We start from the raw sequence: 19,843 nt of genomic DNA on the forward strand, positions 1-19,843 counted from the left end.
ATGAGAGAAGAGGGGCTCGTTTGCGAGCCAAATTCACCGAAATGAGCGTCGATTCGATTCGTTATCCAGAAAATTTGACGCGTCTTGATCTGCAAGCCGATCCGACAGTTCATTAATCAGCGTTTCCTTAGGTGGTCCGATGTCCGTACGGCCCCCTGCTTTTCGAGTTCTACTCTCTCGGGTACTGTGGCCGTCAAGCAGAGGCACCGGTTTACCAGAACCGACGGGCAAGCGATTGGATCGAAACGCGTGACCAACATCCCGCTGCATCTTCCTCTGATCGCGAATGGCCGGCCTGCACGCCAATCCCTCTCTCGTTGCGTCCGTAGGTGAGACGTCTGTCAACCGAAGCGCGCGTGCAGCCAGTCCTGCGCCCAGTTCTTCGCATAGGCTATCGCGTCCTCGCGTGCGTCGAAGCCTGCCAGATCGCCACTCGAATGAATCTCGTACCCGGTGCCGTCGGCACGGCTGCCGCTGATCCGTGCGTGGGCCATGTACTCGCCGTCGGCCCGCCGGGGGGTCGGGTCGATAACGATCAGGGTGGAATTGAAGCGCATGGTATTCCTTTGGGGTTATCGCTCGATTGCGACTGTCGCAGAGGGGCGTCGAAAAGCGCGACCTAGGTGCTCAGCATGGCCATGATTTGTCCGGCCTCGCGATCCGAATCGCAGCTTTCCATGCCGCGTTCGCATAAAAGCGCACGAATCGACATGAACATCAGAAACGCGCCCGCATCGATCTCGTGACGGCGGTCATGGATGAGACTATCCAGTTCGCCCTGCGCGCCGGGCGGCAGAAACCGATCGACGATGTCACCACCATTGCACCGAATCCATTTCAGCAGGTCGTTTCTTTCCATACCACACTCCAATGATTGCAACGGCTCTGAGTCAACCACCAGCGGATGAAGTTCGAGCCCGCGGTAGAGACGGGGAACCGGTTGTGATCGGTAGCTTTGAGGCCGTCTCATTGTGTAGCGGAAAAGACGGAGCGTAGCGACGTGGCCACTGCGTCCGCTGCCGTTCAGGAGGTCGGCCACGTTTCAGTTTTGGGTGAAAGCGGATCTCCGGTTCCGTCGGGTAAGCAGCTTGGCGACGCGAGGACCGGTCGCAGGTCGAGTGACCATTTCATGCTACGCCCATTGATGGATTTGTACAGAAAAACCCGTGCTCCAGGCGCCGTCAGAGAAGCACAGGGAACATGCAAGTCAACCCGGCACTTACGTACCGCAGCGCCCGTAGGCGGCGGCGATCCGAAGATCCACATCGGGCTGCCTCTCTTCTCAGGCTCATCATGTGGCGACGCAGAATGCGCCTCTGACATGCGCGGCAAGCAGTCTCGACGTCAACAATTCAACCACGGCGAAACGAAGCGCGCGAAACTGCATTGCAGCCCCGTCCGCCCTTTTTGGCGGAAATCGATTCACCCTTTCGTCAGGTAATAAGGAGTTCCAGCGTTACCCGACCGCCTGCGAGGAGACCGATGCGGTGTTTGCGCCTCTGGCACGACGCGGACGCACCCGCGACCGCGCGATTGCCGAGCGTGACATGCAACGGCTATCCGGACCGACTTCATTTCGGCGGTACGTGATCGTCGCGGAACAGATGGGAACGCGTGGCCCGATTGGGCGACGAGACGGCGTGAGCCAGCGACGCCAATTGCTGCTCGACTGCAGGTCTGCGGTACGTTTTTGCAGCCGGCCACATCGAATCTTCGGGGAAGGCCAAATCGCGAATCGTTCGGGAGGATGATCGCCGGCGAGCGTCCCGAGCAGCACGTCGATCGCAGCCCTGTCCCGCTATTGCGGCAGCCGCCTTTTATGTGGGAGCGACGATCAGATCGGCCATCAGGCAGACAGCAATTCGTCGCACGATCGAGCACATCGATGGATGCTGTCCGTCAGCGGCATTTTCATATGTCGATGACCGAAGCGCCGCTCACCTTTCCGTCGACGATGTCCTTTCCCTGCTGCCGGGCGGCTCGCCTTGCCGTACCGAAGTCAGAGAATGTATGCGTTTGGTTCAGCCTGAAGACCCGGCTTGCGGAGGGAATTGCTGTCGCCGCCGGACGACATATCCGTACTGCAATTTCGTAACCTTCCGCGTAACGGGAATGTCCGTCAAAGCGACTGAATGTGCGGGGAAAGACAAGGGGATGAAGTTCGTACCCCTTGTAGAGAAGAATCGGGTGTGTCGACATGTTGGTCACTCCACAGGGTATGACTCACTATACGCTGGAACGGGTTACATCGGGCGGCGCAGACGCAGAGACTGTTACCAGAATTGTATTGACCGATAGTACTGTCGCGCGTACCTTGAAACGTGGGGTCGGCAAAGCGGGGCACTGCCCGGATTGTCATAGCGTTGGCTTAGATGGCCGGCGACGGCTGTCTGCCTGGTTCCACCTCTGCGCTTACGTTGCAAACCCTTCAAGAACACCACGATCAACAGCGTCTGCTTGCCACGCGCGATGAGGCTGGCCAGGGATACGGGAGCGACCCACTTCGTGAGTTCGGGACAGTGTGGTGCCCGATCGGACAAACGTGAGCGGAATGCAGGGTGAGGGAACGCTTGCGGATGTTAAGCACGAAGCTCGGGCATCCGCGTACCGGACAGCTAGCCAGGAAACTTCGTTCCGGTCGCCTCGTCGGTGTGGCTCGGGGGCGTATCTCCTTCGGCCAAACCTGCACAACGATCAAAAACGTGCTGCTTGCTGCGGCCAAAAGGAGTGACCTGATGACAACCATTCGCCATTATCGCGGCCTCGATATTTCCCTACTCGTGTATCCGCATCGCACGACTCAACCAGGATATGGTCACAATTACGAGGAAGGATTCGATGCGTCGATTCGCATCAGCGACCCGGATTCCATGACGGACAACCCGCGAAGCCGCTTATTCCGTGTGCCCGGCAAGAGGCCCTTCGTGAATGCCGGCGACGCAAGGCGCGCGTCGGTGGCCTACGCCGAAATGCTGATTGATACTGACGGCTTTGATCGCGCCATCCTGGAATCCCCCTAAGCGCTAGAGCCGGAACCCGAGTCTATGCGGAAGGTACCCGTGTTCGCGCGCGCCAGCGGCACGCCATCAACAATGTGTGTGATAAAGAAGTTGACCTTCTGATCGTCAGTCGCCACATGCTCGGCAGGCTATGCCAGTGCGACCGCATTGCTGCCAGTTCCGGTCATCGCCTCCTCAGGCGTCGACCACGAAGTAGATACCGTCATGCCCGAAGGGAAGCCATGTCCATTCCATCTCGGCCGCATAGTGACCGATGGGTGATTGCCGTCCGCCCGCGCCTGCGTTCACACTTCGACCCATTCTGAAAGCTCAAGAGCGTCGTCGACTTCCATGCCGTGCGTAGAATGCCGAAGACGTCGATAGAGAAAATCCAGAAGTTCGCACTGAGCGCGGCTCAAACCGAAAGGTAACCGATCGATCGCGCGTGATGTTTGCGCGCGCCTTATTGCACGCGTCCTGATGCCTGAGATGCGTTGAGCGTGCAGATCTGGGGCGTCGCCGTTACCCGCGCGTGTCGACCCAGTTGCGTGCCCAGCGTGTCGAGTGCTGCAACGCTTGCTCCTCACTCGTGAAGTAATCGAGCGAATAGAACTGGTAGCGGCCGTCCGCGCGCTCGCTATCGGCGCGTTCTAGCAGCAGGTTGGAGGAAAAACTGCCGTCGGGCAAACGATGCGCCGAGGGCTGAACGGCATAGCCGTTGTATTGTTGAATTTGTTTGTTCTGCATTTTAGTTTTAATAATGTCGAGTGCGCGCGTGCCTTGCGAAATGTGCACAGGTACGCCGATTCAAAGGCATCTCAGGCCGAATCTGAAGCAGTCGGAAAGCGAAGACGTGGCGCTAATGCCAGAGGGGAAAATGAGCGCAATGAGACGTATGGCGCTTGGCAAGCTGCCGGCGAAACCGATGCAGCCAGGAGCGAACACGCCACTTCAGGAAACAACGCTCCGTAAGGATGTCCCTGCAACCCGGCGTCCGTTGCGGAACGCCGGGCTCTTCAAACTTTACAGCGGCTTGATGTTAGCTGCCTGCAGACCCTTCGGGCCTTGCTTCGTTTCGAAGCTCACCTTCTGATTTTCAGCCAGCGTCTTGAAGCCGTCGCCGCTGATTTCGGAGAAGTGAGCGAAAAGGTCGTCACCGCCCTTGTCCGGGGTGATGAAGCCAAAACCTTTGCTATCGTTGAACCACTTAACGGTACCGGTATCCATGAAGAATCCTTGAGAAAAAACGGGAAAATGTGCTCCGTTGAAGAGCGTATGAAGCGTCAAGGAGGGAGAGGACAACGAATACCGCTGAGGAGCGAGCAATTGATGAACAGCAATCGAACTTCTTGAACTTCATGCGGCACCTTAACCGCCGAGTGGTACCAGCGTCAATACTTATCTTGTAACTGTTCCACGGGGCGGGGCCGTTTTGCAGACGAAGCGATCCAAAGACCGGGTGCGCTGCTCGAAGCTGCGAACCGGCACGCCTCGATCGATTTACGGATTGGCATACGATTTCGCTGCGCCTAAATCTGCGAACGTCCCAAGCTGGACACAACGCATACACCTTCCGAATTTTTGAATTCGCGCAGTCACAGTTACTGCGCCATCTGCAGATCCACGATCGCCGCGGCGAGAAACCGTGCTGCTTCGCCGCCCGTGACGACCCGATGGTCGAACGTCAGACTAAGCGGCAAGATCCGATGCACGGCCGGAACGCCACTTACCGCCACGACCTGCTCGTGAATGCGCCCCGCTCCGAGGATCGCGACAGTGGGCGGCACGACCACGGGAGCTGCGTATTTGCCGGCGATCATGCCGAAGTTCGACAACGTGATCGTATTGCCGCGCAGTTCCTCCGGTGGAATCTTGCGTGCCCGGATGTCGACACGCATCCGGTCGAGGCCGCCGCGCAGATCCGCTGCGTTGCGGTGCGCAACGTCGCGCAATACCGGTACAAAGAGGCCATCCGGTAGATCGACGGCGATGCCGAGGTCGATCTTTTCCAGTACGTGGCGCCGTCCCGCATGTCCGTCGAACCATGCGTTGAGCCCGGGTTCGGCGCTGCATCCTGCTACCAGCGCACGGATCAGGCGGATCGTCACATCGGTATGTGGCGGCCACTCATGAATGTCGGCGTCGTCGATGACGGTCGCGGCCGCCACTTCGCTCTGCGCGCGCGCCATGTTCTGCGCCATCGCGCGCCGCACGCCGCGCAGCACTTCGGGCGGACCGAGCTGAGCGAGTATCTTCGCGACGCGCTGCACGTCAGCCGCCGTGATGACACCCTCCGCCCCCGACGGTGTCACCATCGCAAGATCGACATCAAGCTTGCGCGCGAGCGCCCGCACCGCCGGGATCGCCTTGATTGTGCCGACACCCGTGCCCGGGCTGCCGCCGAGCGCCGCCGGCGCTTCGTGCACCACATGCTGGCCGACCTCCATATGACCGACCACGGTACCGGCATCGGCTTCGTCGGCCGCTCCTTCGAATGCGACGAGCGGCGCCCCCAGATGCACGATATCGCCGGGCTGGCCGAACAGCTTCGCGACTCGGCCGGATTGAGGCGACGGAATATCGACGATCGCCTTCGCCGTTTCCACCGACAGCAGCCGTTGATCCGCGCGAATGTCTTCGCCGCTCTTGACGTGCCACTCGACGATCTCCGCTTCCTGCAAACCTTCGCCGAGATCAGGCAGTTTGAAGATTTTCATGGCATCCCTACGCTTCCAGCGCCTGCCTGACCGCGCCAACGATGCGCTCAGTGCCTGGCATGTATTGATTCTCGAGTCTGTACAGCGGCACCACCACGTCATAACCGGTGACGCGCTGCACCGGTGCGAGCAGCGAGTACAGTCCGCGCTCGGCGATGTTGGCGGCGATCTCCGCGCCGACCCCTCCGGCATGCGAGCCCTCATGCACGATCACGCAGCGTCCGGTTCTCGCCACCGACGCGAGAATGGTGTTCATGTCGAGCGGCTTGAGCGTCGCCACGTCGATCACCTCGGCCATTACGCCTTCCTGCGCGAGCAGATCGGCCGCAGCCTGCACGTCTTGTAACGCCCCGCCCCAACTCACCAGTGTGACGTCTGCCCCATCGCGCAAGGTAAAGCAACTGTCGAGCGGCAGCGCTTCGCCGTCATCCTCCACCGGCTGCCTGAAGAGCCGGTACAGCCGCGTCGGCTCGAAGAAGATCACCGGGTCCGGATCCCGGATCGCCGCCAGCAGCAAGCCGTACGCGCGTGCTGGCGACGACGGCGTCACGACGCGCAGCCCGGGTATGTGGGTGAACAGCGCTTCAGGGCTTTCGGAATGGTGCTCTGGTGCGTGAATGCCTGCGCCGCATGGCGCACGGATCACCAGCGGACACGTCAGTCGTCCGCGCGTTCGATGCCGCAGACGCGACGCATGATTCAGGATGTGATCGATGGTCGGATAGACAAATCCGGCGAACTGGATCTCCACGACGGGCTTAACGCCCATCGCCGCCATGCCGATCGCGCAGCCGGCGAGGGCGGTTTCGGCCAGCGGCGTGTCGATCACCCGCTGAGCGCCAAAGCGCGTCTGCAACCCGACGGTCGCGCGAAATACGCCGCCGTTCACGCCAATGTCCTCTCCGAGCAGCACGACGGCAGGGTCGTGCGCCAGTTCATATGCGAGCGCCTGATTGAGGGCCTCGACCATGTTGAGGTCAGCCATCGCCGTTCCCCTTAGCCGGCGCGAAACGTTGCGCCATCGCCAGTTGCTCACGCATCGCTGGGGGCAACGCCTCATACAGGTGATCGAACATCGCGGATGGGCCCGCAGGCGGTATCGCCAGGTACGCGTCGACGGCCTGCTCGACCTGCGCCCGGCACGCCTTACCGAGTTCCTCGTCCTGCGCCTTGGTCCAGACGTTCACGTGCATCAGGTAGGTGCGCAAACGAAGCAGCGGTTCGTATTCCCATTGCTTGGCGATGACCTCGGCGTCGCGATAGCGCGTCGCGTCATCGGCCGTCGTGTGATCACCAAGGCGATAGCTGAGCGCCTCGATCAGCGTCGGGCCATCGCCGCGGCGAGCCTTGGCGAGCGCCGCGTGGACAACCTGATGCACGGCGATCACGTCGTTGCCGTCGACCTGCAGCCCCTCTATTCCTGCAGCGATAGCTTTTTGCGCGAGCGTTTGCGCAGCGCTCTGGCGGCTGCGTGGTACCGAAATCGCCCACTGGTTGTTATTGACGACGAGCACAAGCGGCGCCTGCCAGACACCGGCCATGTTCATCGCCTCGTAGAAATCGCCCTTGGATGTGCCGCCGTCGCCGAAGATCGCCACCGCAACGCGCGGCTCATGACGCAGCAGGAACGCGTAGGCTGCGCCGGCCGCGTGGCACACCTGTGTGCCGATCGGCACACAGTTCGGAAAATCGTTACGGGGCACGCTGAAATCGCTGCCGCGCTCGTCGCCGCCCCAATACAGGAGACTTTCCGTCATCGTGACGCCGCGCAGCAATTGCGCGGCGTGATCGCGGTACGAAGGGAACAGCACGTCGTCGGGCTGCATCGCGCTGGCGACGCCGACACCGATCGCCTCCTGGCCGACCGACGACGCAAACGTGCCGAGCTTGCCGGTACGCTGCAGCGCGACCGCCTTCGTGTCGAACGCCCGTGTCAGCACCATCGCGCGATAGAGCGCAATCAGCGCCGCCGGGTCACGTGCGAAGGCTGGCAATGACTGGACAGGCTCGCCATCGAGGCCAAGGTATTGCGTATAGCCGATATGAAAGCTGACAGCCGTCGTCATGTCCGCCCCCCATGTTCTTTCAGATTTCAAATACGTGCCGGAGTTCGCGCGCGAGCGCTACCGCGTTTGTGCCGTCAGAGTTCGGCGCGTACCAACTTGAGTTTAGGCAAGGGAAACACGTACAGGGGGCCAATTCCTCGCCGCCTCAACCACACGCGGCACGGCAACCAGGAATACGAACGCCCGATTGTCGCAATGCAGCAGCGGGTGGCCGCTTGCGCGGCCCCGGAAGCAGACGGGAATTGGGCCGGCATCCCGCCGGCCGCGGCCGCTCCAGGCGAATATCGGCCGGGCAGAATCGGACGAAGACCGGAACGTGCTCGCTCAGAGCACCTTGCATCCAGCGAGGAAGATGCGGACCGCCTCACGCGCGATTCTGTTGCGCTCCGATGCGCCGGGGCGCCTCCTGGTGGCGCCAAGCAGCAGCCGCGCGCGGACCCCGCCGAGTACCAGGTGTAGAAACTGCTCGGTAGCCAGCGCAACGTCATCGAGTTGCAATGCGCCATCGGCGACTGCCGAACGAAGATAGTCCGAAAGCGGCTCCATGCCGCGTAGTCCACCCGCCTTGTTGTAATACCCGCTGATGAGTTCGGGAAAACGATAGGCCTCGGTCAGAAGCAGGCGATGCAATGCGATCATGTCAGGCCGCGTGCACACATCCAGCAGATGGAGCGCGACCTTCTCGAGGACGTGCTCCGGACGGCGCGCATCGAGCACGATATCGCCGAGCTGCGTGATCCATGAACGACGCAGCGTCTCGACGATTGCGCTGAACAGGCCCGCCTTGCTGCCGAATCGATCGTACAGCGTTTTTTTTGCAATACCCGCCTCTCGCGCGATGCCTTCAAGGCTGGTCTCGCGATATCCAGCGGCAAGAAAATGGCGCTGCGCAACATCGAGCAGGCGCTGCAGACGAATTTCGGACTCTCGCAGCGTAGGACGCCCGCCTGATCGGATAGGTTGAGTCTGTGTTTCGCGCGTCACGATCCAGGCCTATTGACAATGTCTACCGACGGCGGAAACTATACCGGCGCGTTTCCGTCAAGCTACCTGGGACTCGGGGCGAGGTCAATGGTCGATTTCTTTATCGAGCGTCCGATCTTCGCATCGTCGATCGCCATCATCATGGTGCTCGCGGGGCTCATTGCCTGGTTCAACCTGCCGGTGGAGCGGTTTCCGCAGATCACGCCGCCACAGGTTCTGGTCAAGTCGACCTATACGGGTGCGAGCGCGCAGGTCGTGGCGGACACCGTCACCGCGCCGCTCGAAGAGCAGATCAACGGCGTGCCGGGTATGAGCTACCTGTCGTCGGTGAGTGCCAACGATGGCACGTCCACGATCACCGTCACGTTCAACGTCGGCTACAACATCGACATCGGCGCGGTCGACGTGCAGAACCGCATCTCGCAGGCGACGGCGCAGCTTCCCAGCATCGTCAATCAGGCCGGCATCACCATCCAGAAGCAGAACCCGAACTTTGTTCTGGCGGTGAATCTCTATTCGCCAGACGGCTCGATCGATCCTGTCACCCTCAGCAACTACGCTTATCTCCAGCTCGTCGACTCGCTCAAGCGCCTGCCCGGCGTGAGCGATGTCACGATCTTCGGCGAACGCCGCTACTCGATGCGCATCTGGCTCGACCCCAACAAGCTCGCCGCGCTCGGCATGACAGCCAGCGATGTCCAGCATGCGATCGCCGAACAGAATGTGCAGGTCGCCGCAGGCAAGTTCGGCGAGGCGCCGGCGCCGGCGGGCACGACGTTTCAATACCAGATCAACACCCACGGCCAGTTGGCGGACGCGCAGCAATTCGGCAATATCGTGCTGCGCGCCGGCACGGCGAGCGACGCAACTGTGTATCTGCGCGACGTGGCGCGCATCGATCTGGGCGCACTTCAGTACACCTCTAGCGCCTCCGTGAACGAACACCCGGCGGCGCTGCTCGCCGTCTTCCAGTTGCCGAGCGCCAATGCGCTCGACCTCGACCAGCGTGTCAAGGCCACGATGCAGACGCTTGCAAAGCGCTTCCCGAAAGGGATGGCGTGGGGCATCACCTACGACACCACCATGTTCGTGTCCGCCTCGATGGTCGAGGTGATGAAGACGCTTAGCTTTGCGCTGCTACTGGTGCTGGGCGTCGTGTTCCTGTTCCTGCAGAGCTGGCGGACCACGTTCATTCCGATGATCGCCATTCCAGTGGCGCTCATCGGCACCCTCGCGATCATGCTGGTGCTCGGCTTTTCGCTGAACACGGTCAGCCTGCTCGGCATGGTCCTCGCTATCGGCCTCGTCGTCGACGATGCGATCGTCGTGGTCGAGAATGTCGAACGCCAACTCGAGAGCGGGCTGACGCCCATGGCTGCGGCCAAGGCGGCGATGCGGGAAGTGACGGGGCCGATCGTTGCCACCTCGGCAGTGCTCGGCGCCGTGTTCGTGCCAATCGCATTCCTGCCGGGCGTGACGGGCCGCCTCTACAATCAGTTTGCGTTGACCATCGCCATTTCGGTGGCGCTCTCGGCGTTCAATTCCCTGACGCTCAGTCCGGCGCTCTGCGCGTTGCTGTTGCGACGGGACAGGCCGCCACGCTTCATCCTGTTTCGCAAGTTCAATCAAGGCTTTAACTGGGCGCGCAGCCACTACGCGAATTCGCTGCGCGGCTTGATCCGGCTGCGCTGGCTCGCGCTGGCGGTCTTCGCGTGTGGCCTGGGTGTGACCTGGCTGCTCCATTCGACGATCCCTTCCGCCTTTTTGCCGGTTGAAGATCCCGGCTATTTCTATGTGATTACGCGACTCCCGTATGGCGCTTCGCTGCAACGCACCGAGGCCGTAATGGAGAAGACCCGCGCGATCCTGAGGGCGACGCCCGGCGTGGCGAACGTGCTGTCCATCAGCGGTCTGAATTTCATCACGCGCAGCACGACGTCGAACAGTGCAGCCCAGTTTGTGATCCTGAAGCCGTGGGACGAGCGAGGTGCGAAGCAGAGCGTCGCCAACCTCATCGCCACGGTACAGCCGAAGCTCAATCAGATTCCGGAGGCGGTGGCGCTTGCACTGATTCCACCGACTATTGCCGGCCTCGGCACCTTCGGCGGCTTCGATTTCGAAATCGAGGACCTGAGCGGCCGGGGCAGTGCCGCACTCGGCGAGGCGACCCAGGCCTTTCTCGCCCAGGCGCAGCAACAGCCTGAACTCGAGCGGCGCACCCTGCTCACCAGCTACAACACGTCAACGCCGCAATACGATTTCAATCTCGACCGCGTGAAGGCGAAGCTGCTCGGGCTCAACCTGAGCGATGTGTTCAATACGATGCAGATCTATCTCGGCTCGCTGTACGTGAACAATGTGACGCTGTTCGGCCGCACCTTCGAGGTGTTGCTCGAGGCCGACGACAACGCCCGCGGGAACCGCAGCGACCTGTCGCGGCTCTACGTGCGCAACGCCGCGGGAAGCATGGTGCCGCTGGGCACGCTCGGCCGGCTCGAACCGACGGTGGGGCCGGACACGGTGCCTCATTACAACCTCTACGGTGCCGCGGAGATCACCGGCAGTGCGGCGCCGGGCTACAGTTCGGGCCAGGCGATCGCGGCGATGGAGCGCGCGGCGCGCGTTTTGCCGGCGGATTTCGGCTATGACTGGACGGGCATTACCTATCAGGAGCTGCAGGCCGGCTCGGTCGCGGGCCTGGTCTTCGCGCTCGCGCTGTCCTTCGTGTTCCTGTTCCTCGCCGCGCAATACGAGAGCTGGACGTTGCCGTTCACCATCATCCTCACGGTGCCGCTAGCCCTGTTCGGCGCGCTGGGGCTGCTATGGCTGCGCCACATGCAGGTCGACATCTATGCGCAGATTGGTTTCGTCCTGCTGATCGGGCTGGCGGCGAAGAACGCGATCCTGATCGTCGAATTTGCCAAGCGGCGCCGCGAAGCCGGCCTCGATATCGTCGCGGCGGTGACCGAGGCGGCCCGCCTGCGTCTGCGCCCGATCCTCATGACCGCGTTCGCGTTCATCTTTGGCGCCGTCCCATTGATGATCGCCTCCGGCGCGGGCGCCGCGAGCCGCCGCTCGATCGGGACGACGGTGGTAGGCGGCATGCTCGCCGCCACCCTGCTCAGCCTCGGATTCGTGCCGATCTTCTACACGGTGATCGAGCAGTTGCGTGAGGCCGTGCTCAAACGCATCGGTCGCGCGCCTCGCGATGGCGGCGAGGCGGCGTCCGGGGATTGATCGGGGAGCAACGGCGCAATGAGAGTCGGCAAACTTCGCGTTGTAGCCACGGGCCTGGCGATCGCCGTAGTCGTCTGCGTCCTGTCGTTCACGGGTGGCGGAGCGCGACAGGCTACCGGCAGCCCGCCCGCGCCGGACCCAGCCGCCCCCACCGAGGTGCCCGTAACCCAGGTGGTCGAGCAGACCGTGCCGGTTTACCTCGAATATGTCGGCACCACGGACGCGATCCGCACCGTCACGCTTCAGGCGCAGGTGACCGGCTACCTGGCGAAGCAGGGGGTGTCCGATGGCTCGGACGTGAGCAAGGGCACACTCCTGTATGAGATCGATCCGCGCAGTTATCAGGCGGCGCTCGATCAGGCGAGGGCGCAGGCGGCAAAGGATGCGGCTGCGCTCGAATATGCCATCGCCAGCCATCGCCGCAATACGCTGATGAGCGAGACGGGCGACGTGTCGATCGATACGCTGCAGCAGTCCGCGAGCACCGAGCATCAGGACCTGGCCGCGCTCGCGGCGGATCGTGCGCTCATCGAGACGGCGCTGCTCAATCTCGACTTTACGAAGATCCGCGCGCCGTTCTCCGGGCGTCTCAGCCTGAGTCAGGTGCATGAAGGTGCGCTCGTCAGCAGCACGGGGACCCAGCTCAACACCCTCGTGCAGCTCGACCCGATCTATGCCACCTTCAATCCGCCGGACACCGATCTGGCCACTATCCAGCAGGATCAGGCGAAGGGGACCATCGCGGCCGAGGTCATCGTCGGTCAGGGCGCGAGCCCGCAGTACCGTGGCAGGCTCACGTTTCTCGACAACAACGTGGGGCGCAGCAGCGGCACCATCACCGCGCGCGCGACCGTCGAGAACCCGGATCACACGTTGCTGCCGGGGCAATTCATCCGCGTGCGCCTGCACGTCGCGGACGCACCCAACACGCTGCTGGTGCCACAAGTGGCCGTCGGCTCCAACCAGCTTGGCAAATACGTCTACGTCGTCGGCGCAGACAAGCGGGTCGAGCAGCGCTACGTGACCCTCGGCTCGGACTACGGGCCACTTGTTGCGGTCAGGAAGGGCGTCGTTCGGGACGATTCGGTCGTGGTCGGCAATCTCCTCAAGCTCAGCCCCGGCATGGCCGTGAAACCGGTTGCGGCGAAGCCTTCCTAAACGGCCCGTAACATGAGGAGCGCGCAGCAATGACATCGAACCCCGGCTTTGCGCGTCACCCCCGGGCAGCATGTTGCCGCAGCGCCGCCTGCGCGGCGCTTTCGGCGGCGACGCTGCTTGGCGGCTGCGAAGTCGGACCTGACTTCGCGCCACCCGGGCCGCCGCAGGTCAGCGGCTATACGCGGGAGCCACTGCCGGAGCGAACCGTCGCGTCGGACGTCCACGGCGGCGAGGCGCAGCGCTTCGTGCAAGCTCTCGACATTCCGGGGCAATGGTGGACGCTATTCCACTCGGCTGCGCTAAACGCACTCGTAGAACGTGCGCTTGAGGCCAACCCGAGCCTGCAGGCGGCGCAGGCCACCCTTCGCGAGGCCAACGAAGCGCTTTACGCAGCACAAGGGGCGCTGTTCCCGACGGTGAGTGCGGACATCTCGACTGCTCGCGAGAAGATTTCGGGCTCGCCGTTCGGGATCTCGACCGCGGTGCCGGTCTTCAGGCTCAACAACGCCTCGGTGAGCGTCACCTACCTGCTCGATATCTGGGGCGGTACGCGCCGGCAGATCGAATCGCTCGCCGCGCAAGCCGAGTACGAACGCTTCGAACTCGAGGCGAGCTATCTGAGCTTGACGTCGAACGTCGCCACGGCCGCCGTACAGGAGGCTTCGTTGCGGGCGCAGATTGCAGCCACAGAGGAGATCGTCGACATCGAGACGCAGCAACTCGCGGGATTGAAACGGCAATTCGCGATCGGCGCCGTCGCCAATGCGGCGGTACTCGCGCAGGCGGCCACGCTGGCGCAAACACGCGCGCAGTTGCCGCCGCTGCAAAAGCAACTGGCGCTGACCCGCAATCAGCTCACGGCCTATCTTGGCCGCTTCCCGAGTGACGAGCTGGTCGAGACGTTTGATCTCGCGTCGCTGCAGTTGCCCGACACGTTGCCGGTCAGCCTGCCGTCGACACTCGTCGAGCAGCGTCCGGACATTCGCGCGTCGAAAGCGCAACTGCACGCCGCTAGCGCAGAGATCGGCGTCGCCACCGCCAATATGTTGCCGCAACTCACGCTCAGCGCCGCCTATGGCAGCGAGACCAACGATGCGCTGTTTTCGCCGGGAAGCGCGATCTGGAACCTGGGAGCGGGACTCACGCAGCCCCTCTTCGAAGGTGGAACGTTGCTGCACCGGCGCCGCGCCGCAATTGACGCTTTCGATGCAGCAGCGGCGCAGTATCGCAACACCGTCATCTCGGCGTTTCAGAACGTGGCTGATGCGTTGCGAGCGCTGCAATCAGATGCGGACGCAGTGGTGGCCGAGGCAGCAGCCGAGCGGGCGGCGGCGGACAGCCTCGCTGTGTCCCAGCGCGAGTTCCACGTTGGCGCGATCAGCTATCTTGCGCTGCTCGACGCGCAGCGGACCTACCAGCAGGCCCGCATCAGTCTCGTCCAGACTCAGGCCACCCGGTATTCCGATACCGTCGCACTCTTTCAGGCTGTCGGCGGCGGATGGTGGAACCGCAGCGATGTGGTGCGTGAGCGCGGCTAATGATCCTCATCGCGGGCATGCCCTTCCGTCGCCCGGAACCATGCGGCACAGTCATGGTCCTGGCAAGCCATTCCGGACCGCTCGGATTGACATCCTGTCGGCCCGCAATGAGACCGTGGCAAATCTGGTTCGAGTGGTTCAGAGTGGCCGTAAGTGGAGGGTCGACCTTCTCTATAGCGGCCGTTCGCTGCCACGAAAGCCTGACGTTCTGCAACGGGGCGCCGGGTGCTTTCCAAGGCAGCGCCACCTCTCGGAAGACTGGACGCATCACCGCCGACAAAACGCAAATCGTGGCGCCCAGTGAAAGCCGAAGCAGGAACGCCATGCTCACCGCACGACGATCCGGGAATCAAACCTCAATCGGCGTTCGTGCCATCAAACTCCACGAGTTCAACCCAGTTCGCGCCCTTGCCGACCGGATACTGTCCGATCGCACTCAACTTGCCAGTCTTACGATCGATGTTGTAAACGCTAAGGCTCGTCGATAATTGCCCGACAGCCAGCAAGTACTTGCCGGACGGATCGATATTGAATCCACGCGGTTGCTTTTCCGTCTGGTACGTACCGATACGCGTCAGCTTGCCAGAGGCAGCGTTCACCTTGTACGCCGCGAGCGTGCTCGATGTGCGCTCCGATGCAAACAGGAATCGCCCGTCCGGGGTCAGGTGGAGATCGGCCCCCCATGGCTTGTCGCCGGAGAAATCGGGCGGCAGGATCGAGACTGTTTCGACCGGCTTGACGGTGTCGCGGGTGCTATCGAAGGCGAGTACGTGCAGCTTGCCGTCGAGTTCATCGATCAGGTACGTGAAGCGATGATCCGGCGAGAATACGAAGTGACGTGGTCCCGATTTCGGCGGCAACGAATAGGCGGGCGCGGTGTCCTCGGTCAACTGCCCATTCGAGGCGTCGAACTTGAGACGGAGCCAGGCATCCGCGCCGAGAACCGACGCGAATACGAAACGGTTGTCCGGAGCGTTGCGGATCGCATGAGCCATCGGGCCGGTCTTGACGGTCTGCTGTACGTTGCCGACCACACCATCCGCGCCGATCTGGTTCACCGCCAGAAGGTTGCCGCCATATGACGCGGAAAAGAGGTAACGGCCGTTTGCGTCCGTCGAGATATACGCCATGCTATCCGCAAGCGGCGCCCTGCCGAGTTCGATCAGCCGGCCATCGAGCGGATTGACCGCAAAGCTCACCACGCGATAAGGCTTCGAACGCAGTCCTGCGTAGAGCCGAAGGTGATCCGGCGAAAACGCCATCGGCATCACCGTTGCACCGACAGACACAGTCTCCACGGGCGCAAGCGAGCCGTTCGACTTGTCGAGACTGAAAACCGAGATATTCTGACTATCTGCATTCGATACATATGCGTACGTCGCGGCCTGTGACATGCAGGAGAGGGAAGCACCGGCAATCAGAATTGCGGTGGCGCCCAGCACGCCTTTAACGTTCATATTCATACCCCAGTTAGAAATGATTTAGATTGTCTGAATCGACCAGCGCTTTGCGTCGGTCAATCGGAGCTTCTATTGCGCGGCGAGGCGGAATGCCGAGACTGCATCCGTCATTGACTGCGCCTGCTGTTCGAGCGCGCTCGCGGCAGCGGCGGCTTCTTCGACGAGTGCCGCATTCTGTTGAGTCACCTGGTCCATCTGCGTAACCGCCTGGCCGACCTGTTCGATGCCCGTGCTCTGCTCGATCGTTGCTGCCTTGATTTCATTCATGATGGTGGCCACGCCGCGCACGGCGCTAACAATCTGCTTCATCGACTGACCCGCCTGCGCGACCAGGCTATTGCCGTTAGCCACGTCCTCGACCGAGGCGCCGATCAAGGTCTTGATCTCTCGGGCGGCGTCCGCGCTGCGCAGAGCTAGACTGCGAACTTCGCTTGCGACCACGGCGAAGCCGCGTCCCTGCTCACCGGCCCGTGCCGATTCGACCGCCGCATTCAGCGCAAGGATATTGGTCTGAAATGCGATGCTGTCGATCATCCCGGTGATCTCGGCGATCCTCCGCGAACTCTGGCTGATTGAATTCATTGTCTCGATGGCGCGCTCGACCACTTCGCCGCCCTGCTCGGCGACATCGGCTGCGCTCGAAGCCTGTGCACTTGCCTGCTGCGCGTTATCCGCGTTCTGTTTGACGGTGGACGTCAATTGCTCCATGCTGGCCGCGGTTTCTTCCAGTGCCGCTGATTGCTGCTCTGTGCGGCTCGACAGATCCACATTGCCCGCGGCAATCTCGCGCGCGCCGCCGTAAATGGCCTCGCAATTGTTGCGCACGTTCGCCACTGTCCGAGCCAAACCACGCTGCATCCGCTGCATCGCCGCGAATAGCTGACCGATCTCGTTGCCGCTCGCCTCGGGGATGCGCGCTGTCAGATCATTCGCCGCGATTCGGTCGAGCAGATTGGCGGCGTCGTTCAGCGGAGTCGTCACGATGCGCCGCAGCGCGAAATGCGCAGCGACGATCAGGACCAACGCCGCGCTCACTCCGAAAATGACCAGGCTGACGACCCACGTATATTCGCGATCGACCTGCGCGATGGCATCGTTCGACAACCTGTTAGCCATGCTCTGGAATTTCTCGACATTCACCGAATACGCCACACCGGTTGACGTAATGTCGTGATCGTTGATAGCGGCGTAGGCGTTCGTATCGCCGGCACGCAGAGCATCGGAGGCTTTCTTCAGAATCGCGGCGAGGTTGACTGACGATTCGATCAACTGCTGCTTCAACCCGTCGTCCTGGCCACGAAAAACGGCGGCGCTTCGAAACGACTCGGTTTCCGCAGCCGCCCGGTTCATCGTCGTTTCGGCGCTCTTCAATGCCGAGTCTCGCGTCGTCTCGTCGTTGCGCTCCTTTAGAGCTGAGTAGGCTCGTGTCAACGCGGCTCGAGTGCGTGTGGAGTCCTTGTATGCGTCGTTGACGAGAATTTCCTGCGTCGCAATCTGATGGATGCGGTTGAGATTGGCATTCGCGCGGCTGAGCGTGGCGACACCGATCACGCCACCCAGCAAAATCATCGCCGCAAAGATCAGAAAGACAGTCAGGAGACTATTTCGAACCGATACGTTTCTCATGCTACTTTTCAACCCGGTGTTGTACGATGACCTCTTTATCGGCAGATTCCGCGATCTCTTTAGAAAATGGGCATGCAGATAGGCTTTGTGCCGGGACATCAGACTTCTGGCGTGGCGCTTCAAGGGTCTTCGTTGCCCCCGTGCGGCGCTTTGACCAGCGGACCGATGACAGTGCGACCCTCCGCGTGACACCTTGAAACCCGCTCGCCCGGGTATTGGGAGGATTGACAGGCTCAGACATGGGAAAACTTCTTCAGATACCGTCCTCAACTAACGTATGCAGTTCGTGGGAAACTGCAATGGCGATAGTCAGATACTCGTTCTCTCGTACCTGCGCAATTGCTACGCCTGATTCGCCTCGCCAAATCGACGCGAAGGGTTGCCCTGCCAATACAGGTAGCTTGTAAGCCGAGATGCGCCGTATCCCTTCGCCACTCGGCGCGCTTTTCAGTCCACCATTTAGCGCTTATCGAATCAGGATTTCATAGCCGACATGCGAAACGCGCCATACATCAAAAGCCGATTGCTGATCGTCGCGGCGTTCGCATTGCCAGCGTTCGTGTTCGCCAGCGGCTGTAAGTCCACGGTGACGCCGCCCTTGACAGCGCCGGGGAAGATCGCCGCTGACGACGCTGCGCTCGCCGCCCGGGTGAAGCAGGCGCTCGTCGCGAACCCGGAACTGAGATCCTTGCCGATGAGCGTCGCGACGTATCGAGGCGTCGTGCAGTTGTCAGGATTCGTGGATTCGGAGGCACAGATTCAGAAAGCGCTTGCCGTGACGCGCGGCGTGCCGGGGGTGCAATCCGTGAGCAACGATCTGCACCTCAGGCCGCAATGACGCGCGTTTGCCGGAAAACAGACGAACCAGGCGCGGACGACCTGGACGAACATCGACAGATCGTTCGGATCGAGCGCGATATTTATCCAGGGCCGAGCAAAGGGGCGATTGGCATGAACCGCAATTCGACGGCCATGCCAGTGCCAGACAGGTGCCGTTTCCTGTAACGCGGGTCAAATTCGGCCCCGCTAAGTTACCCGAAAATTTGGCCAGGAAAGCACAGCGGAAAGTGACGCTTTGCTGCCCGACGTACCCCGCCCGATACGGTGGCTATTGCTGGACCAGATCGTACGCCGCAAGCGCCGCAATCTGCGTCACGCCACCGTCCACGGGTAAGCACGTGCCAGTAATGAATCGCGATTCGTCGCTGGCGAGAAACAGCGCGGCGGCCGCGACGTCCCATGCATCTCCCTCCAATGGGAGGGGCGCGATCTTGCGGCGACGTTCGCGAGCCTTATCGTCAAGCATGCTTTCCACCATTGGCGTAAAAATATGCCCCGGAGCAATCGCGTTGGCACGAACCTGATCGCTGCCGTACATCACCGCGAGTTCACGCGTAAAGCCGACCATTCCCGCCTTTGACGAGCCATACGCGGCCGACCCGTGGCTGCGGATGCCTGCGACCGAACCGATGTTGACGATGGCCCCGCCCCCGCGCGCCACGATCTTCGGCACCGCACTTCGGCTCATCAAGAACGCACTTTTCAGATTGACGTCGATCACACGGTCCCAGGACGCTTCGTCGACGTCCTGCAATCGCCCCGGCGCGCCTGAGATACCGACGTTGTTGATGAGAATGTCCAGGCCTCCATACCGCTGAACGGTCTCTTCGACAATGCGCGCACAGACAGCGCCGTCCGTGATATCGCCGGTCGATACGAACGCTCGGCCGCCCGCTTCCGTGATCAGCGCGAGCGTTTCCGCCGCCCGCTCGTACTGCTGATCGACGAGGCAGACGGACGCGCCCTCCGCCGCAAAAAGACAGGCAATGGCCTTGCCCGTGCCAAATCCCTGACCGAGCGATCCTGCGCCGGTCACAATCGCGATCTTGCCGCTTAAACGTTGATGAAAGATTTTCGGAACAGGCATGCTGTAATCGGTTGATGAAAGTCGACTGTCATCTGGAACGTTCGAGCGAGCACCTGCACGTTCAAGCCATAACTCGCCAGGAGGCTGCCGATGGTCGAGCTTAGTCTCGCGAGGCCAATAATGCAACATAT

Annotated in this window: 17 protein-coding genes; 5 read left to right on the forward strand and 12 right to left on the reverse strand. The window is 61.7% G+C overall.

Annotated elements, in window-relative coordinates:
• Positions 1–341: 341 nt before the first annotated feature.
• The 3 genes from F6X37_RS13490 to F6X37_RS36825 form a co-directional block, all read right to left on the reverse strand.
• Positions 342–557, reverse strand: coding sequence for a hypothetical protein (locus tag F6X37_RS13490; RefSeq protein WP_018424494.1), 216 nt, complete (start codon positions 555–557; stop codon positions 342–344).
• Between the two features lie 62 nt (positions 558–619).
• On the reverse strand, positions 620–1,039 hold the full coding sequence (locus tag F6X37_RS36820) for a hypothetical protein (RefSeq protein ID WP_262419895.1): 420 nt from the start codon (positions 1,037–1,039) through the stop codon (positions 620–622).
• An 872-nt stretch (positions 1,040–1,911) separates the two neighbouring features.
• Positions 1,912–2,199: a hypothetical protein gene (locus F6X37_RS36825; RefSeq protein WP_090810393.1), complete on the reverse strand. Its 288-nt coding sequence runs from the start codon at positions 2,197–2,199 to the stop codon at positions 1,912–1,914.
• Positions 2,200–2,576: 377 nt separating this feature from the next.
• Between F6X37_RS36825 and F6X37_RS36830 the strand changes: the two genes are divergently transcribed.
• Positions 2,577–3,020 carry a hypothetical protein gene (locus F6X37_RS36830; protein WP_262419896.1) on the forward strand — a complete coding sequence of 148 codons (444 nt, stop codon included), beginning with the start codon at positions 2,577–2,579 and terminating at the stop codon, positions 3,018–3,020.
• A 501-nt stretch (positions 3,021–3,521) separates the two neighbouring features.
• On the opposite strand, the gene F6X37_RS13505 is transcribed toward F6X37_RS36830, so the two are convergent.
• From F6X37_RS13505 to F6X37_RS13530, 6 genes are all read right to left on the reverse strand, one after another.
• Entirely contained in the window at positions 3,522–3,746 is a 225-nt protein-coding gene (locus F6X37_RS13505; RefSeq protein WP_184032310.1) for a hypothetical protein, read from the reverse strand.
• A 276-nt stretch (positions 3,747–4,022) separates the two neighbouring features.
• Positions 4,023–4,226: a cold-shock protein gene (locus tag F6X37_RS13510; RefSeq protein ID WP_012428559.1), complete on the reverse strand. Its 204-nt coding sequence runs from the start codon at positions 4,224–4,226 to the stop codon at positions 4,023–4,025.
• Positions 4,227–4,600: 374 nt separating this feature from the next.
• Positions 4,601–5,716, reverse strand: a complete 1,116-nt coding sequence (locus F6X37_RS13515; RefSeq protein ID WP_187611658.1) for a dihydrolipoamide acetyltransferase family protein — start codon at positions 5,714–5,716, stop codon at positions 4,601–4,603.
• 7 nt (positions 5,717–5,723) lie between these two features.
• The gene (locus F6X37_RS13520; protein WP_187611659.1) at positions 5,724–6,701 is read right to left on the reverse strand and encodes an alpha-ketoacid dehydrogenase subunit beta; all 978 of its coding nucleotides are present in this window, start codon (positions 6,699–6,701) and stop codon (positions 5,724–5,726) included.
• Complete coding sequence (gene pdhA / locus F6X37_RS13525) at positions 6,694–7,782, reverse strand: pyruvate dehydrogenase (acetyl-transferring) E1 component subunit alpha (protein WP_187611660.1); 1,089 nt, start codon at positions 7,780–7,782, stop codon at positions 6,694–6,696. The genes F6X37_RS13520 and pdhA overlap by 8 nt, the downstream gene beginning before the upstream one ends.
• 324 nt (positions 7,783–8,106) lie before the next feature.
• On the reverse strand, positions 8,107–8,766 hold the full coding sequence (locus F6X37_RS13530) for a TetR/AcrR family transcriptional regulator (RefSeq protein ID WP_316251960.1): 660 nt from the start codon (positions 8,764–8,766) through the stop codon (positions 8,107–8,109).
• Positions 8,767–8,853: 87 nt separating this feature from the next.
• On the opposite strand from F6X37_RS13530, the gene F6X37_RS13535 reads away from it, so the two are divergent.
• The 3 genes from F6X37_RS13535 to F6X37_RS13545 are packed head-to-tail and all read left to right on the forward strand — an operon-like array spanning position 8,854 to position 14,699.
• Positions 8,854–12,003 carry an efflux RND transporter permease subunit gene (locus F6X37_RS13535; protein WP_187611661.1) on the forward strand — a complete coding sequence of 1,050 codons (3,150 nt, stop codon included), beginning with the start codon at positions 8,854–8,856 and terminating at the stop codon, positions 12,001–12,003.
• An 18-nt stretch (positions 12,004–12,021) separates the two neighbouring features.
• Complete coding sequence (locus F6X37_RS13540; RefSeq protein WP_187611662.1) at positions 12,022–13,161, forward strand: efflux RND transporter periplasmic adaptor subunit; 1,140 nt, start codon at positions 12,022–12,024, stop codon at positions 13,159–13,161.
• Between the two features lie 29 nt (positions 13,162–13,190).
• The gene (locus F6X37_RS13545; protein ID WP_090808890.1) at positions 13,191–14,699 is read left to right on the forward strand and encodes an efflux transporter outer membrane subunit; all 1,509 of its coding nucleotides are present in this window, start codon (positions 13,191–13,193) and stop codon (positions 14,697–14,699) included.
• Positions 14,700–15,055: 356 nt separating this feature from the next.
• Here F6X37_RS13545 and F6X37_RS13550 read toward each other — a convergent pair whose 3' ends face one another.
• Positions 15,056–16,162, reverse strand: a complete 1,107-nt coding sequence (locus tag F6X37_RS13550; RefSeq protein WP_410451312.1) for a lactonase family protein — start codon at positions 16,160–16,162, stop codon at positions 15,056–15,058.
• A 66-nt stretch (positions 16,163–16,228) separates the two neighbouring features.
• On the reverse strand, positions 16,229–17,785 hold the full coding sequence (locus tag F6X37_RS13555; RefSeq protein ID WP_187611757.1) for a methyl-accepting chemotaxis protein: 1,557 nt from the start codon (positions 17,783–17,785) through the stop codon (positions 16,229–16,231).
• A 493-nt stretch (positions 17,786–18,278) separates the two neighbouring features.
• Between F6X37_RS13555 and F6X37_RS13560 the strand changes: the two genes are divergently transcribed.
• Positions 18,279–18,623 (forward strand): BON domain-containing protein, encoded by a 345-nt coding sequence (locus F6X37_RS13560; protein WP_187611663.1) that lies wholly within the window; start codon positions 18,279–18,281, stop codon positions 18,621–18,623.
• Positions 18,624–18,893: 270 nt separating this feature from the next.
• On the opposite strand, the gene F6X37_RS13565 is transcribed toward F6X37_RS13560, so the two are convergent.
• Positions 18,894–19,841: an SDR family NAD(P)-dependent oxidoreductase gene (locus tag F6X37_RS13565; RefSeq protein WP_262419897.1), complete on the reverse strand. Its 948-nt coding sequence runs from the start codon at positions 19,839–19,841 to the stop codon at positions 18,894–18,896.
• Positions 19,842–19,843 lie beyond the last annotated feature (2 nt).

The organism is Paraburkholderia sp. 31.1 (assembly GCF_014397645.1).
Taxonomy (GTDB): Bacteria; Pseudomonadota; Gammaproteobacteria; order Burkholderiales; family Burkholderiaceae; genus Paraburkholderia; species Paraburkholderia tuberum.

Excerpts from the sequence above, each read along its gene's own strand:
- F6X37_RS13490 (WP_018424494.1), bottom strand. The coding sequence starts at position 557 with ATGCGCTTCAATTCCACCCTGATCGTTATCGACCCGACCCCCCGGCGG.
- F6X37_RS36825 (WP_090810393.1), bottom strand. The coding sequence starts at position 2,199 with ATGTCGACACACCCGATTCTTCTCTACAAGGGGTACGAACTTCATCCC.
- F6X37_RS36830 (WP_262419896.1), top strand. The coding sequence starts at position 2,577 with ATGTTAAGCACGAAGCTCGGGCATCCGCGTACCGGACAGCTAGCCAGG.
- F6X37_RS13505 (WP_184032310.1), bottom strand. The coding sequence starts at position 3,746 with ATGCAGAACAAACAAATTCAACAATACAACGGCTATGCCGTTCAGCCC.
- F6X37_RS13510 (WP_012428559.1), bottom strand. The coding sequence starts at position 4,226 with ATGGATACCGGTACCGTTAAGTGGTTCAACGATAGCAAAGGTTTTGGC.
- F6X37_RS13515 (WP_187611658.1), bottom strand. The coding sequence starts at position 5,716 with ATGAAAATCTTCAAACTGCCTGATCTCGGCGAAGGTTTGCAGGAAGCG.
- F6X37_RS13520 (WP_187611659.1), bottom strand. The coding sequence starts at position 6,701 with ATGGCTGACCTCAACATGGTCGAGGCCCTCAATCAGGCGCTCGCATAT.
- pdhA (WP_187611660.1), bottom strand. The coding sequence starts at position 7,782 with ATGACGACGGCTGTCAGCTTTCATATCGGCTATACGCAATACCTTGGC.
- F6X37_RS13535 (WP_187611661.1), top strand. The coding sequence starts at position 8,854 with ATGGTCGATTTCTTTATCGAGCGTCCGATCTTCGCATCGTCGATCGCC.
- F6X37_RS13540 (WP_187611662.1), top strand. The coding sequence starts at position 12,022 with ATGAGAGTCGGCAAACTTCGCGTTGTAGCCACGGGCCTGGCGATCGCC.
- F6X37_RS13545 (WP_090808890.1), top strand. The coding sequence starts at position 13,191 with ATGACATCGAACCCCGGCTTTGCGCGTCACCCCCGGGCAGCATGTTGC.
- F6X37_RS13550 (WP_410451312.1), bottom strand. The coding sequence starts at position 16,162 with ATGAATATGAACGTTAAAGGCGTGCTGGGCGCCACCGCAATTCTGATT.
- F6X37_RS13555 (WP_187611757.1), bottom strand. The coding sequence starts at position 17,785 with ATGAGAAACGTATCGGTTCGAAATAGTCTCCTGACTGTCTTTCTGATC.
- F6X37_RS13560 (WP_187611663.1), top strand. The coding sequence starts at position 18,279 with ATGCGAAACGCGCCATACATCAAAAGCCGATTGCTGATCGTCGCGGCG.
- F6X37_RS13565 (WP_262419897.1), bottom strand. The coding sequence starts at position 19,841 with ATGTTGCATTATTGGCCTCGCGAGACTAAGCTCGACCATCGGCAGCCT.